The organism is Streptomyces sp. NBC_00433 (genome assembly GCA_036015235.1).
In the GTDB taxonomy this organism is placed as follows: Bacteria; Actinomycetota; Actinomycetes; order Streptomycetales; family Streptomycetaceae; genus Actinacidiphila.
On record CP107926.1, the window covers coordinates 7,598,342 to 7,612,329 of the forward strand.

Below are 13,988 nucleotides of genomic sequence, written 5' to 3' on the forward strand. Positions count from 1 at the left end.
GCGCCTCCTTCCGGCCGGCGGGGGCGTGCCGTCCCCTGACCGGCTGCTGCTGTGCTGCTCTTCCTGCGTGCGCCACCAAGCCTACGTGCCCCAACCGTCCCGGAAGGCGGTCCAGTCGCTCTCGGTGGCGTAGAAGTCCACATAGAGGGCCAGTCCGAAGGCCTGCCGGTCGCGGGCGTGCCGGGCGAGCGAGACCCGGGCGCCGCGGACGGCGGCGGCCACCGTCTCGGCGTAGCCGTGGTGGCCCATGTTCTCGGTGTGGTAGCCGGGCAGCCCGATCAGCAGGTCGGTGCCCTGCGGGGTCGCCTCCAGGGCCAGGGCGGTCTGCTGGGCGATGTAGCCGCCGAAGAGGGACGAGGCAGGCAGCGCGGTGTCGTAGGCCATCACCGCGATCTGGTCGCAGCGCTTGGCGACCTGCGCGAAATAGCCCTGCGACCACCACTTGGGGTGGCTGAAGGGCAGGTGGGCGATCGAGTGCAGGCCGGGCAGGGGGTCGATCTGCGGGACGGCGACCGACAGCGGCACGTCCCGCACCGCGGTGAGGGTGTGCACCGAGTCCAGCACCTGGAGGTAGCCGCTGTCGCCGTCCGCGACGGGCTCCAGGTCCAGGTGGACGCCCTGGAAGCCGGCGTCCAGAATCTGGTCGGCCGACACGCGGACGCGGTCACGTACGGCGGGATCCGACAGGTGCAGGCCCGGCTCGCCGCCCTGGGCGATCCTGTCGCCGAGCCAGGCCTGCACCCGGACGCCCGGCAGCACCCGGTGCATGTCGGCGATCATCCGCGCGGCCCGCGGGTAGAGGGCCGGGTCGAGGCTGCCGTCGTGCTCCAGCGGCCCCGCGTGCACGTACAGGTCGTGCACACCGGTGCCGGCCAGGTGCGCCCGCAGCGCCTCCAGGTCGGCGGGTGTGCGGCGGCCGTCGACCCAGGCGTGGCCGAGCCAGACCGCGTCATGCCCGCGGCTGCGCCCCGCGGCGGCGGGATCGCCCCGGAATTCCAGCCGCAGCGCGGCCGTCGCGGCCAGCACGGCGAGTACCGCCACTACCGCCAAAGTCATCGCCGCACGTCGCAGCCATGTCAGCCAGGTCAGGCCAGACACCGTGGCGAGACGTCGAGACATCCGATCTGTTATCAACAACTTCCGGCTTTCCCCTGGACGAGCACCCTTGCGCGCCGCTATACATCGGATCATCAAGAAAAGATCCGATGTCTCGCGACGGGAGTGTGCATGAGTCCGACCATTACCGAGGTCGACGTGTACGACATCCGCTTTCCGACCTCGGAGCAGCTCGACGGCTCGGACGCCATGAACCCCGACCCCGACTACTCCGCCGCCTATGTCGTGCTCCGTACGGATTCCCCCGGCGGTCTTGCGGGGTACGGTCTGTGCTTCACGATCGGCCGCGGCAACGACGTCGTCGCGGCGGCGATCAGCACACTGCGACCCTATGTCGTCGGCCGCTCGGTGGACAGTGTCACCGGCGACCTCGGCGCCTTCTACCGGCTGCTCACCCATGACTCCCAACTCCGCTGGCTCGGCCCGGAGAAGGGCGTGATGCACATGGCGGCCGGGGCGGTGATCAACGCCGCCTGGGACCTGGCCGCCCGGCAGGCAGGACGGCCCGTGTGGGACCTGCTGGCGTCCCTGAGCCCGGACCAGCTCGTCGACCTGGTCGACTTCCGCTACCTCAGCGACGCCCTGACCCGCGACGAGGCGCTGGACATCCTGCGCCGCGCCGAACCGAGCAGGGCCGCCCGCGCCGAGAAGCTGCGCAAGGAGGGCTACCCCGCCTACACCACGGAGCCGGGCTGGCTCGGCTACTCCGACGAGAAGCTGACCCGGCTGGCCAAGGAGGCGGTCGCCGCCGGCTTCACCCAGATCAAGCTCAAGGTCGGCGCCGACCTCCAGGACGACCTGCGCCGGATGCGGCTGGCCCGCGCCGCGGTCGGCCCGGACATCCGCATCGCGGTGGACGCCAACCAGCGCTGGGACGTGGCCGAGGCGCTGGAGTGGATGAAGGCGCTCGCCCCGTACGACCCCTACTGGATCGAGGAGCCCACCAGCCCCGACGACGTGCTCGCGCACGCCGCGGTCCGCGCCGGGCAGCCGGTCAGGGTCGCCACCGGCGAGCACGTCGCCAACCGGGTGGTCTTCAAGCAGCTGCTCCAGGCCGGCGCCGTGGACTTCGTCCAGATCGACGCCGCCCGGGTCGCCGGGGTCAACGAGAACCTCGCGATCCTGCTGCTGGCGGCCAAGTTCGGCGTCCCGGTCTGCCCGCACGCCGGCGGGGTGGGCCTGTGCGAGATGGTCCAGCACCTCGCGATGTTCGACTACGTCGCGGTCTCCGGCAGCCTCGAAGACCGGGTCATCGAGTACGTTCCCCATCTCCACGAGCACTTCACCGACCCCGTCGTGGTGGAGAACGGGCGTTACCAGGCCCCTTCGGCACCCGGCTTCTCCGCCCGTATGGTGCCGGAAACGCTGGCCGACTACCGCTTCCCCGACGGCCCGGTGTGGCAGGAGCGGCAGGAGCGACAGGAGCTGACCCGATGACCGGTACGACCCCCCGCAGCGACGCCCGGGAATTCCCGCAGGACTTCGCCGGACTGACCGCCCTGGTCACCGGCGGCGCCTCCGGGATCGGCGCCGCCACCGCGGCACTGCTCACCGCCCGCGGCGCCCGCGTCGCGGTGCTGGACCGCGACCCTTCCGGCGCCCCCGAGGGCACCTTCGCGGTCGCCGCGGACGTCACCTCCGACAGCCAGGTGCGCGCCGCGGTCGCCGCGGCCGTACGCGAACTGGGCGGCCTGCACATCCTGGTGGGCAATGCCGGCATCGGTTCCGTCGGCACCGTCGAGGACAACGCCGACGAGGAGTGGACCAGGGTGCTGGACGTCAACGTCCTCGGCATGGTCCGCACCGCCCGCGCCGCGCTGCCGCACCTCAGGAAGGCGGCCGCCGCCCGGCCCGGCAGTGCCTCGATCACCCACACCTGCTCCATCGCCGCCACGGCAGGGCTGCCGCAGCGTGCCCTGTACAGCGCGAGCAAGGGCGCGGTCCTCTCGCTGACCCTGGCGATGGCCGCCGACCACGTACGCGAGGGCGTACGGGTCAACTGCGTCAATCCCGGGACCGCCGACACCCCGTGGATCGCCCGGCTGCTCGACCAGGCCGACGACCCGGCCGCCGAGCGCGCGGCACTCGACGCCCGCCAGCCGCTCGGCCGACTGGTGTCCGCCGACGAGGTCGCCGCGGCGATCGCCTACCTGGCCTCACCGGCCGCGGCGAGCGTCACCGGCACCGCGCTCGCCGTGGACGGCGGAATGCAGGGCCTGCGCCTGCGTCCCGCCGACTGAACGACCCGCACCACCCCTTGGCCACCCTCACCACCCCTTGAGCACCGCACCACCATGAGCCGACACACTTCCGAAGGGCAGAACTCGACGATGAGACTGCGTAAGACGACCGTCGCCGCCATCGCGGCCCTCCTCGCGGTCACCGCGCTCGCGGGCTGCAACAGAGGCAGCGACGACAAGGCCGGCACGTCCGGCAAGGTGGGCATCGACCTGCCGCGTTCCGACAGCGACTTCTGGAACTCCTACAACGGCTACATCGAGAAGGGCGTCAAGGCGGGCGAGGTCTCCGCGCTGCCCCGCACCAACTCGCAGAACGACATCGGCAAGCTGGTCGCCAACGTGCAGACCTTCACCGACCAGGGTGCCAAGGCCATCGTGATGGCACCGCAGGACACCGGCGCCATCGCGTCCACCCTGGACAAGCTGGCCGGCAAGAACATCCCGGTCATCAGCGTCGACACCCGCCCCGACAAGGGCAAGGTCTACATGGTGGTGCGCGCCGACAACAAGGCGTACGGCACCAACGCCTGCGACTACCTGGGCAAGCAGCTCGGCGGCAAGGGCAAGGTCGTGGAGTTCGAGGGCGCCCTCGACTCGATCAACGGCCGGGACCGCTCCGAGGCCTTCGCGTCCTGCATGAAGACCAAGTTCCCGGCCATCAAGGTGATCGCGCTGGCCACCGACTGGAAGGGCGACGTCGCGTCGGCGAAGCTGCAGACCACGCTCGCCTCCGACCCGGACGTCAACGGCATCTACATGCAGGCCGGCGGCGTCTTCCTGCAGCCGACGCTGGCCCTGCTGGAGCAGAAGCACCTGCTCAAGCCGCCCGGTACCCCCGGCCACATCACCATCATCTCCAACGACGGCATCCCGGACGAGTTCAAGGCGATCAGGGCGGGCCAGATCGACGCCACGATCTCCCAGCCGGCCGACCTCTACGCCAAGTACGCGCTGTACTACGCCAAGGCCGCGCTCGCCGGACAGACCTTCAAGCCCGGCCCGACCGACCACAACTCCACGATCGTCAGCATCCCCAACGGCCTTGAGGACCAGCTGCCGGCGCCGCTGGTGACCAAGGACAACGTGGACGACCCCAGCCTGTGGGCCAACCAGCTCGGAAAGAGCTGAGCGCACATGAGCAACGGTCAGGCCTCAACCCCTCCTCCCGCGGTGCACGCCGAGGGCGTCGTCAAGCGCTTCGGTCCCACCGTCGCGCTGGACCAGGTGGGCATCACCGTGGCGGTCGGCGACTCGCACGCGCTGGTCGGCCGCAACGGTGCGGGCAAGTCCACCCTGGTGTCGGTGCTGACCGGGCTGCACGCACCCGACGCGGGCCGGGTCGCCTTCCTCGGCGAACCCGCGCCCGCTCCGGGTGACACCGCCGCCTGGCAGGCCAGGGTCGCCTGCGTCTACCAGAAGTCCATGGTGGTGCCGGAGCTGACGGTCGCCGAGAACCTGTACCTCAACAGGTTCGAGCGCGGCCGGATCCGCTGGTCCGCACTGCGGGCCGACGCGGCCCGCCTGCTCGCCGAGTACGGCGTCGACGTCGACCCCGCCACCCGGGCCGGCGACCTCACCGTGGAGCAGGGCCAGTTCGTGGAGATCGCGCGAGCGCTCTCCTTCGGCGCCCGCTTCATCATCCTGGACGAGCCCACCGCGCAGCTCGACGCGGCAGGCATCGAGCGGCTGTTCACCAAGCTGCGCGAACTGCAGCAGCAGGGCGTCGCGTTCCTCTTCATCTCGCACCACCTGCAGGAGGTCTACGACCTCTGCAGCACCGTCACGGTCTACCGCGACGCCCGCCACATCCTCACCGCGCCCGTCGCGGACCTGGGCAAGGCGGACCTCGTGGCGGCCGTGACGGGCGAGACCGGGCAGTCCGCCACGACCTGGCACGCCAGGTCCGCGGCGGCCGGGACGCCGGCGGACACGCCCGCCGGCCCGTCGGACGACACCGTGCTGCGGGCCGAGGCGCTCGCCCTGGAGGGCGCCTTCCAGCCGATCGACTTCGCGGTACGCGCCGGCGAGGTCCTCGGCCTGGCCGGCGCCACCGCCAGCGGCAACACCGCGCTCGGCGAGACGCTGGTGGGCCTGCGCAAGGCCACCGGCGGCAGGGCGTCGGTCGACGGCAAGGGCGTACGCCCCGGCAGCGTGCCGCACGCCCTGAACGCCGGCATCGGATACGTCCCCGAGGACCGGCACCGGCAGGGCCTGGTGCTGGGCCGCAGCGTGGCGGAAAACGCCACGCTCACCGTGACCGACCAGCTCGGGCCCTACGGCACCGTGCTGCCGTCGCGGACCCGCAACTTCGCCCAGCGGATGATCGACTCGCTGGACATCAAGACCTCAGGACCCGCACAGCCGGTCTCCGACCTGTCGGGCGGCAACCAGCAGAAGGTCGTCATCGCGCGGGCACTGGCCCGCGACCCGCGGGTGCTGGTGGCCATCCGGCCCACCGCGGGAGTCGACGTGAAGTCCAAGGACGCGCTGCTCGGCGTGGTCCGCGGGGTCGCCGACCGGGGGGACGCGGCCGTCATCGTCTCCGACGAACTCGACGACCTGCGGGTCTGCGACCGGGTGATCGCGCTCTTCCACGGACGGGTGATCGCCGAGTTCGGCAGCGGATGGAACGACCGGGACCTGGTCTCGGCCATGGAAGGGCTGCCCGCGGGCGCGGGCGGCGACAAGGGAGCCGAGGAATGAGTGAGACCACCCAGTTGACCCCCGACCTGGCCGTGCCGGGCAAAGCCCGTGCCGCGGCACCGCGCTTCCGGCTCGCCCGCTTCCGCGACCTGTCGCTGATACCGGTGATCTTCGTGCTGGGCGTCATCGGCTTCATCGTGTCGCCGGTGTTCCTGACCTCCGACAACCTGATCGGCGTGCTCCAGCAGAGCAGCGAACTGAGCCTGCTGGTGCTCGCCGAGGCGATGATCCTCATATGCGGCCGGATGGACCTCTCCCTGGAGTCCACCATCGGCGTCGCGCCGGTCATCGCGATGTGGCTGGTGCTGCCCAGCAGCGGCCCCGCCACCTTCCACGGCATCGGGCTCTTCCCGACCTGGTCCTCGATCCCGGTCTGCCTGGCCGTCGGCCTGGTCATCGGCGCGGTCAACGGCTTCCTGATCCTCAAGCTGCGGGTCAACGGCTTCATCGCGACACTGGGCATGCTGACCATGCTGCGCGGCCTGCAGGACGGCGTCGCGCAGGGCAAGTCCATCGTCGCGGTGCCGGCGTCCTTCTCCTACCTGGGCAAGACCGAGTGGATGGGCGCGCCCGCCGCGGTGTGGATCTGCCTGCTGCTCTTCGTCATCGGCGGCCTGGCGCTCGGCTACCTGCGGCACGGCAGGGCCCTCTACGCGATCGGCGGCAACACCGAGGCGGCCAGGGCGGCCGGCATCCGCGTCGACCGGATCACCTGGATCGTGCTGGCGCTCGGCGGCCTGATCGCCGCCTTCGCCGGCGTGCTCTACGCCGGCCACTACGGTGCCATCTCCGCCACCCAGGGCGACGGCTGGATCTTCCAGGTCTTCGCCGCCACCGTCATCGGCGGGGTCAGCCTCAACGGCGGCCGCGGCACGCTCTTCGGCGCCCTCACCGGTGTCGTCAGCCTGCAACTGGTCGTGAACGTCACGACCCTCGGCGGTGTGCCGCCGCTGTGGGACAAGTTCCTCTACGGTGCCATCATCATCGTCGCCCTGATCATCTCCCGCTTCGCCGGCGGCGAGAAGCAGGACTGACCCGGGCCCCGACCCGTATCCGACCCCGTACCCGCCCCGACGGTCCGACCGCAGCGCAGCCGGCCCAGCCCAGCAGAAGGACACCCCGTATGCCCGTACCGGAACTGCCCCGGCTCGGCCTCGGCTGCGCGCCGCTGGCCAATCTCTACCGCGCCATCACCGACGAGGAGGCGCAGGCCACCGTGGCCGCCGCCTTCGACGCGGGGCGGCCCGTCACCTACCTCGACACCGCGCCGCACTACGGCCTGGGCCGCTCCGAGGAGCGGCTCGGCCGGGCGCTGGCCGGCCGGGACCGCGCGTCCTACGTGCTGTCCACCAAGGTCGGGCGCCGGCTGCGCGACCTCGGGCCCGGAGAACTGCCCGACGGCCAGGGCTTCACCGACGTCCCCGAACGGGCCAGGGTCTGGGACTTCACCGCCGACGGCATCCGGGCCACGCTGGAGGGCTCCCTGGAGCGGCTCGGCGTGGACGCCGTCGACATCGTCTACCTGCACGACGTCGAGGACCACCTGCCCGACGTCTACGCCACCGGCTTCCCCGCGCTCGCCGACCTGCGCGACCAGGGGATGGTCAAGGCCATCGGCTTCGGCATGAACCACAGCGACGTCCTGGCCCGGCTCGTCGCCGACCTCGACGTCGACGTGGTGCTGTGCGCGGGCCGCTGGACACTGCTGGAACGCACCGCCTACGACGACCTGCTGCCGGAGTGCGAGCGCCGCGGCACCAAGGTCGTCGTCGGCGGCGTCTACAACTCCGGGCTGCTGGCCGACCCCAGGCCCGGAGCGCACTACGACTACGCCGCCGCGCCGCAGGAACTCCTCGACCGTGCGCTGGCGATGGCCGCGGTCTGCGGCGAATTCGGCGTCCCGCTGCGGGCCGCCGCCCTGCGCTACCCCTTCGCCCACCCCAGCGTGGTCTCCGCGGTCGTCGGCGCCGCGAACCCGGACGAGGTGCGCGACAACACCGCGATGTTCCACCACGACATCCCGGACGCGATGTGGCACGCGCTGGTCGAGCGCGGGCTGCTCGACGAGGACGTGCCGCTGCCGCTCGCTGCGAACCTCCCGGTGGGGGAGTAGCCCGTGCGGATCGACGCGCACCACCACCTGTGGGACCTCGCGCGGCGCCCGCAGCCCTGGCTGACCGGTGCCGCGCTCGACCCCATCGCCCGCACCTTCGACCTGGCCGAGCTGGAACCGCTGCTCGACGCGCACGGCATCGACGCGACCGTGCTCGTGCAGTCCAGCTCGTCGCTGGACGAGACCCGCGAGCTGCTCGCCGTCGCGGCCGGGTCAGGCGGCCGCGTCGCCGGCGTCGTCGGCTGGGCCGACCTCACCGACCCCGCCCTCGCCGACGTCCTGGCCTCGCTGGGCGGCCCGCTGGTCGGGATACGCCACCAGGTCCAGGACGAGCCCGACCCCTGGTGGCTCGCCCGCGCCGCGGTCCGCCGCGGCCTGGCCACGGTCGCCGCCGCGGGCCTCGTCTACGACCTGCTGGTCACCCCGCGCGAGCTGCCCGCGGCGCTGGAGACGGCGGCGGCGCTGCCCGAGCTGCGCTTCGTGCTCGACCACGCGGCCAAGCCGCGCATCGCCTCCGGCGGGTGGGAGCCGTGGGCCGCGCAGCTCTTCGCGCTGGCGGCCCTGCCCAATGTCAGCTGCAAGCTGTCCGGGCTCGTGACCGAGGCCGCCTGGTCCGGCTGGGAGCCGGCCGACCTTCTGCCGTACGCACGGCACGTGCTGGACGTTTTCGGGCCGGCCCGAACCCTTTTCGGCTCCGACTGGCCCGTCTGCACGCTTGCCGCTCCCTACGGCGACGTGGTCGCCCTCGCGGAGTCCGCCACCGCCGGGCTCTCCCCGTCCGAGTCCGCCGCGGTCTTCGGCACCACGGCCACCCACATCTACGCCCTCCGCTAGCCCCGGGGGCCCGGCGATGCGCCGCCTGCCTCCGGCCCGGTGGGGGCTTGTCGCGCAGTTCCCCGCGCCCCTGGGTGATTGCCCCTTGCGGTGCGTTGCTTGCCTGCGCGTGCATCGTGATGGGGCGCGCAGTTCCCCGCGCCCCTTCTGGCCTGCGTCCTCTTGCGCCCAGCGTTTCCTCTGCCCCTGGCAGGGGCTCTGCGCGCAGGAGGGTGAGCGTTTTTCAGGGGCGCGGGGAACTGCGCGCCCCGCCGAAGAGGCGGGAAAGATGCGAACACCACCGCAAGTGGCACCCACCCAGGGGCGCGGGGAACTGCGCGAACAGCCCCCACCGGGCCGCAGGTAAGCAGCGTGCCGCAAGGGGCAATCAGGGGCCGGGGGCGGGGCCCCCGGCGGTCAGAGGGTGGAGCGGAGCCATTGTTCGACGCTCGCGACGTGGACCGTGGCCCACGATCGCGCGGCCTCCGCGTCACGATCCCTGAGCGCGCTCAGAATCGCCCGATGCTCATGCAGCGTCCGCGACACCGCGTCCTCCTGCGTGAGGCCCCGCCAGACCCGCGCCCGGGTGGTGGGCCCGGAGAGGCCGTCGAGAAGTGAGCACAGGACGGAATTGCCGGAGCCCTGCACGATGCCGCGGTGGAATTCCAGGTCGGAGGCGACCAGCTCCTCCACGGACGGCTCGGGCCCGAGCGCGTCGAGCTTGCCCTCAAGGACGTCGAGCTCTTCCGCGGGGATGCGGAGCGCCGCCATCGCGGTGGCGGCGGGTTCCAGGATGCGGCGCACCGCCAGGAATTCCAGCACCGTGTCGTCGCGGTGGAAGTCCACCACGAAGCTCAGCGCTTCGAGCAGCAGCTGCGGGTCGAGGCTGGTGACATATGTGCCGTCACCCTGGCGGACGTCGAGGATCCGGATCAGCGACAGGGCACGCACGGCCTCGCGCAGCGAATTGCGGGACAGGCCGAGTTCGGCCGCCAGTTCGCTCTCCTTGGGGAGGCGGTCGCCGGGCCGCAGGGCCCCGGAGACGATCATCTCCTTGATCTTCTCAATGGCCTCGTCGGTGACCGCCATCGCGCCCTCCCCATGTTCCGGTCCCGCAGCGCCGCCAGACCTCCGATGTATGGCCTCATTATGTGCCCGGAGAGCCCGATCACCTAACGAAACGGGAATTCAGCGACCGGCGTACCTGCTGGGCGGCGCGCCGACCGCGGCGGTGAAGTCCCGTGTCAGGTGCGCCTGGTCGGCGTAGCCGAGGTCGGCCGCGAGGACGGCCCAGTCGATGCCGGCCCCCTCGTCGGCCCTGGCGGCGGCTTCGTGCAGCCGCGCCCGCCGCAGCACCCACTTCGGCGAAGCGCCGACGTATTCGGCGAAGAGCCGCTGGAGCCGGCGTACCGGCATGTCCAGCTCTCGGGCAAGCTCGTCCACCCGGAAGAGCTGCGGGCTCGCGGTGATCGTCTCGACGAGTTCGGCGACCTCGGCGACCTGCGGGTCCCGCGGCAGGCCGGGGAGCAGGCCGAGCAGGAAGCGGTCGGCCTGCGCGGCCATGTCCGCCAGGTCGTCCAGCGCCAGGATCCGCCGGCCCACCTCGGCGACCCCGGGCCCGAAGACGCCGGCCGCCGGCACCGTACGGTCGGCGAGGTCGGCGACCGGGCCCTGCGCGAAGGGCCGGAAGGCGCCTGGCCGGAATTTCACCCCGAAGACCTGCCCCGCACCTTCCAGGCGCCGCACGAAGACCCCGCGCTGCACCCCGTAGACCGTCGGCCCGTGCGGCTCGAAGACCAGGTGCACGTTCGGGTGCGCGAGCACCTTCTGCTCGTAGGGGTCGCGGCCGCGCAGGTCCCAGCGGGGATTCCAGTAGAAGTCGACCAGGCCGGCGAGGCCGGGCGCCGGGGCCTGCTGCCGCACGTCGAGGAGGCCTGCCGCCCGGTCCGGCCGCAGCACCCCGCGGCCCAAGCCGTGCCTGCTCATGGGCCCAGCCTATGCCGTGTCGCGTTTGTTCAAGACGGGCCGCGGGGCGCTGCGTAGCGTCGTGGGCATGAACTTCCACGCAGAGATCGCCGACAGCGCGCGGGAGGCGGCCCGTATCGCCGCCGGGGTCGGACAGGACCGGCTCGGCGGGCCCACGCCCTGCCCCGACTACGACACCCGCGCCCTGGTCAACCACCTGGTCGCCTACACAGGGATCGGCATGGAGCTGCGGGCCAGGCGCGAGCCGCACCCCGAGGACCTCGCCACCCGGGACTTCACCGCCGATCCGCGGTGGGCGGCGCAATATGCCGAGCAGCTGGACCGGTCGGTCGCCGCCTGGGCGGACCCGGCCGTCTGGGAGGGCGAGATCAACTCCACGCCGGCCGACGGTGTGGCCGCCATGCTCTTCCTCGAACTGTGCCTGCACGGCTGGGACCTGGCCAAGGCCAGCGGGCAGGACTACCGGGTCGCCGACGCCACCGCGGAGCGGTTGCTCGCCTCGGTGCGCGAATACGCTGAGATGTACCGCGAGTACAAGGGCTTCGGCGAGCCGGTGGAGGTCCCGGCGGCCGCGGGCGACGTGGAAACCGCTGTCGCCCTGTCCGGTCGCGACCCATACTGGGCCGGATGATCCAACACGACCTCGTCTCCGCGGTGAGGCAGTTGTGCCGCGCGGACCCCGGCGTCCGCGCGGCCCTGATGTACGGCTCGTTCGCGGCCGGGCAGGGCGACGAGCACAGCGACATCGAGTTCTGGCTGTTCTTCGACCCCGCCGCCCGCGCCGCGCTCGACCCGGCCGCCTGGTGCGCGGAGGTCGCGCCGGTGAATCTGGTGGTGCGCAACGAGTTCGGCACCCATGTCGCCTTCTTCCCCGGCCCTGTGCGGGGCGAATTCCACTTCGCCACGACCGGCGACATCGGCTCGGTCGCCGACTGGCCGGCCCGCGGCGCCGCGGTCGACGCGATGGTGGTGGTCGACAGGGACGGGCGGCTCGCCCCGGTGCTCGCCGGGCTGCCCGAGCACCCGGCGATCCCCGGCGACCCGGCGGAGATCGCCGACCTGTGCGGCAGGTTCGCCAACTGGCTGGTGCTCGCCCTGCACGTGACGGCCCGCGGCGAGCTGCTGCGGGCCCGCGACGCGCTGGGGCACGCCGCCCGCCACCTGCTGTGGATGGCCAGGCTCGCCGAGGACAGCACCGCCCACTGGCTGACCCCGTCCCGCGCCGCCGAGGCCGAACTGCCCGCCCGTACGGTCGCGGCCGTCGCCGAGTCCTCCCCGGCGTCGCTGTGGCGCGAGGGCCGCGAGCGCTGGCTGGCCCTGCTGGCCGCGGCCGGCGGCGAACCGCCGGCCGCGCTCTTCGCCGAACTGGACCGGCTGACCGCGTAAGGCGCCTACCGGGTCAGTCGCCCACGGCCAGCAGCCGCTCCACCCGCGCCCGTATCTCCGGGGTGTCCAGGCCGCGGATCGTGAGCGTCGTACGCCGCCGCAGGACGTCGTCCACGCCCTGCGCCCACTCGTGGTCGCGCGCGTAGACGACCTGCGCCCATATCTCCGGCGCGTCCGGGTGGATGCGGGCGGCCAGCGCCGGGTCCTCGGCGGCCAGCCGGGCGATGTCGAAGGCCAGCGATCCGTAGTGCCCCGCCAGGTGCCTGGCGGTGTCGGGTGCCATCCGCGGGCCCGGGACACCCGCGTCGGCCTGCAGGCGGTGGGCGACCGCGCCCCGGCTGGCGAAACCGGGCAGCGGCGCCCGGCGCGGCAGCGACGACATCGGCTCCATGCCGTCGGCCAGCGGGTGGCCCGGCAGTTCGGCCAGCTTGTTCATCACCGTGCGGCCGATGTGCCGGAAGGTCGTCCACTTGCCGCCCGCGACCGACAGCATCCCGCCGCGGCCCTCGGTGACCACCGTCTCGCGCTTGGCCTTCGCGGTGTCGCCGGGGCCGCCCGGCAGCACCCGCAGCCCCGCGAAGGCGTAGGTGATCAGGTCCCTGGACAGCTGCTGGTCGCGGACCGACAAGGCGGCCTCGTCCAGGATCTGCGCGGTGTCCGCCTCGGTGACCCGCACGTCGGCCGGGTCGCCCTCGTAGACCTCGTCGGTGGTGCCCAGCAGCAGCATGTCCTCCCACGGCAGGGCGAAGGTGATGCGGTACTTGTCGATCGGGGTGGCCAGCGCCGCCCGCCAGGGCGCGGTGCGGCGCAGCACCAGGTGGGCGCCCTTGGACAGCCGGATCGACGGGTCGGCCGCCGGGTCCTCCATCCGCCGCAGCCGGTCCACCCACGGCCCGGTGGCGTTGAGCACCAGCCGGGCGTCCACCCCGAAGTCCGTGCCGTCGATCCGGTCCCGCAGCTCGGCCCCGGTGACCCGGCCGCGGGTGAAGCGCAGCCCGGTCACCTCGGCGTGGTTGAGCACGGTCGCGCCCGCGTCCACCGCGGCTCTGACCGTCATCAGGGCCATCCGGGCGTCGTTCATCTGCCCGTCCTCGTAGACCGCGACCGCCCGCAGGTCGTCGGTGCGCAGCTCGGGCACCTCGCGGGCGGCCTTCGACGGGCTGATCACATGCCCGACGCCGTCCCTGAAGGCGGACAGCGCCGAATAGGCGAAGACGCCCGCGCCGAGCTTGGCGGCGCCGTGCGGGCCGCCCTTGTAGACCGGCAGGTAGAAGGTCAGCGGATTGGCCAGGTGCGGCGCCACGTCCCGGGACACCGCACGCCGCTCGAGGTGGTTCTCGGCGACCAGCCGCACCGCGCCGGTCTGCAGATAGCGCAGCCCGCCGTGCAGCAGCTTGGAGGACGCCGAGGAGGTGGCGCCGGCGAAGTCGCCGGCGTCCACCATCGCCACCCGCAGGCCCGACTGCGCGGCGTGCCAGGCGGTGGTGATGCCCAGGATGCCGCCGCCGATCACCAGCAGGTCGTATGTGGCGCGGCCGAGCAGGTCCCGGGTCTCGGCCCGTCCCGGGTTCGCGCCGGCAGTCGGATGCGTCCCCGGTGCGGGGGCGCTCTGCGGGGTGGTCATGAGTAGT

13 protein-coding genes are annotated in these 13,988 nt (G+C 72.6%); 9 read left to right on the plus strand and 4 right to left on the minus strand.

From position 1 onward, the window contains the following. Positions 1–81: 81 nt before the first annotated feature. Positions 82–1,056 carry a hypothetical protein gene (locus tag OG900_32525; GenBank protein WUH94397.1) on the minus strand — a complete coding sequence of 325 codons (975 nt, stop codon included), beginning with the start codon at positions 1,054–1,056 and terminating at the stop codon, positions 82–84. A 171-nt stretch (positions 1,057–1,227) separates the two neighbouring features. Between OG900_32525 and OG900_32530 the strand changes: the two genes are divergently transcribed. The 7 genes from OG900_32530 (at position 1,228) to OG900_32560 (ending at position 9,006) form a co-directional block, all read left to right on the plus strand. Further along, on the plus strand, positions 1,228–2,553 hold the full coding sequence (locus OG900_32530) for an L-fuconate dehydratase (protein ID WUH94398.1): 1,326 nt from the start codon (positions 1,228–1,230) through the stop codon (positions 2,551–2,553). Next, positions 2,550–3,356, plus strand: coding sequence for an SDR family oxidoreductase (locus OG900_32535; protein WUH94399.1), 807 nt, complete (start codon positions 2,550–2,552; stop codon positions 3,354–3,356). The genes OG900_32530 and OG900_32535 overlap by 4 nt, the downstream gene beginning before the upstream one ends. A gap of 90 nt (positions 3,357–3,446) precedes the next feature. Beyond that, a complete protein-coding gene (locus tag OG900_32540; GenBank protein ID WUH94400.1) occupies positions 3,447–4,484 on the plus strand; it encodes a sugar ABC transporter substrate-binding protein in 1,038 nt (345 codons plus the stop codon). A gap of 6 nt (positions 4,485–4,490) precedes the next feature. Further along, positions 4,491–6,059 carry a sugar ABC transporter ATP-binding protein gene (locus tag OG900_32545; GenBank protein ID WUH94401.1) on the plus strand — a complete coding sequence of 523 codons (1,569 nt, stop codon included), beginning with the start codon at positions 4,491–4,493 and terminating at the stop codon, positions 6,057–6,059. Continuing rightward, positions 6,056–7,093, plus strand: coding sequence for an ABC transporter permease (locus tag OG900_32550; GenBank protein WUH94402.1), 1,038 nt, complete (start codon positions 6,056–6,058; stop codon positions 7,091–7,093). The genes OG900_32545 and OG900_32550 overlap by 4 nt, the downstream gene beginning before the upstream one ends. An 89-nt stretch (positions 7,094–7,182) precedes the next feature. After that, a complete protein-coding gene (locus OG900_32555) occupies positions 7,183–8,172 on the plus strand; it encodes an aldo/keto reductase (GenBank protein ID WUH94403.1) in 990 nt (329 codons plus the stop codon). A gap of 3 nt (positions 8,173–8,175) precedes the next feature. Next, on the plus strand, positions 8,176–9,006 hold the full coding sequence (locus OG900_32560; protein ID WUH94404.1) for an amidohydrolase family protein: 831 nt from the start codon (positions 8,176–8,178) through the stop codon (positions 9,004–9,006). Positions 9,007–9,402: 396 nt separating this feature from the next. Here the strand turns inward: OG900_32560 and OG900_32565 are convergent, their stop codons facing one another. Further along, the gene (locus tag OG900_32565; GenBank protein WUH94405.1) at positions 9,403–10,074 is read right to left on the minus strand and encodes a FadR family transcriptional regulator; all 672 of its coding nucleotides are present in this window, start codon (positions 10,072–10,074) and stop codon (positions 9,403–9,405) included. A 99-nt stretch (positions 10,075–10,173) separates the two neighbouring features. Further along, positions 10,174–10,971, minus strand: a complete 798-nt coding sequence (locus tag OG900_32570; protein WUH94406.1) for a helix-turn-helix domain-containing protein — start codon at positions 10,969–10,971, stop codon at positions 10,174–10,176. A gap of 67 nt (positions 10,972–11,038) precedes the next feature. On the opposite strand from OG900_32570, the gene OG900_32575 reads away from it, so the two are divergent. Further along, complete coding sequence (locus tag OG900_32575; GenBank protein WUH94407.1) at positions 11,039–11,602, plus strand: TIGR03086 family metal-binding protein; 564 nt, start codon at positions 11,039–11,041, stop codon at positions 11,600–11,602. Next, a complete protein-coding gene (locus OG900_32580) occupies positions 11,599–12,357 on the plus strand; it encodes a hypothetical protein (GenBank protein WUH94408.1) in 759 nt (252 codons plus the stop codon). The genes OG900_32575 and OG900_32580 overlap by 4 nt, the downstream gene beginning before the upstream one ends. Positions 12,358–12,370: 13 nt before the next feature. On the opposite strand, the gene OG900_32585 is transcribed toward OG900_32580, so the two are convergent. After that, entirely contained in the window at positions 12,371–13,981 is a 1,611-nt protein-coding gene (locus OG900_32585) for a glycerol-3-phosphate dehydrogenase/oxidase (protein ID WUH94409.1), read from the minus strand. Positions 13,982–13,988: the final 7 nt, after the last annotated feature.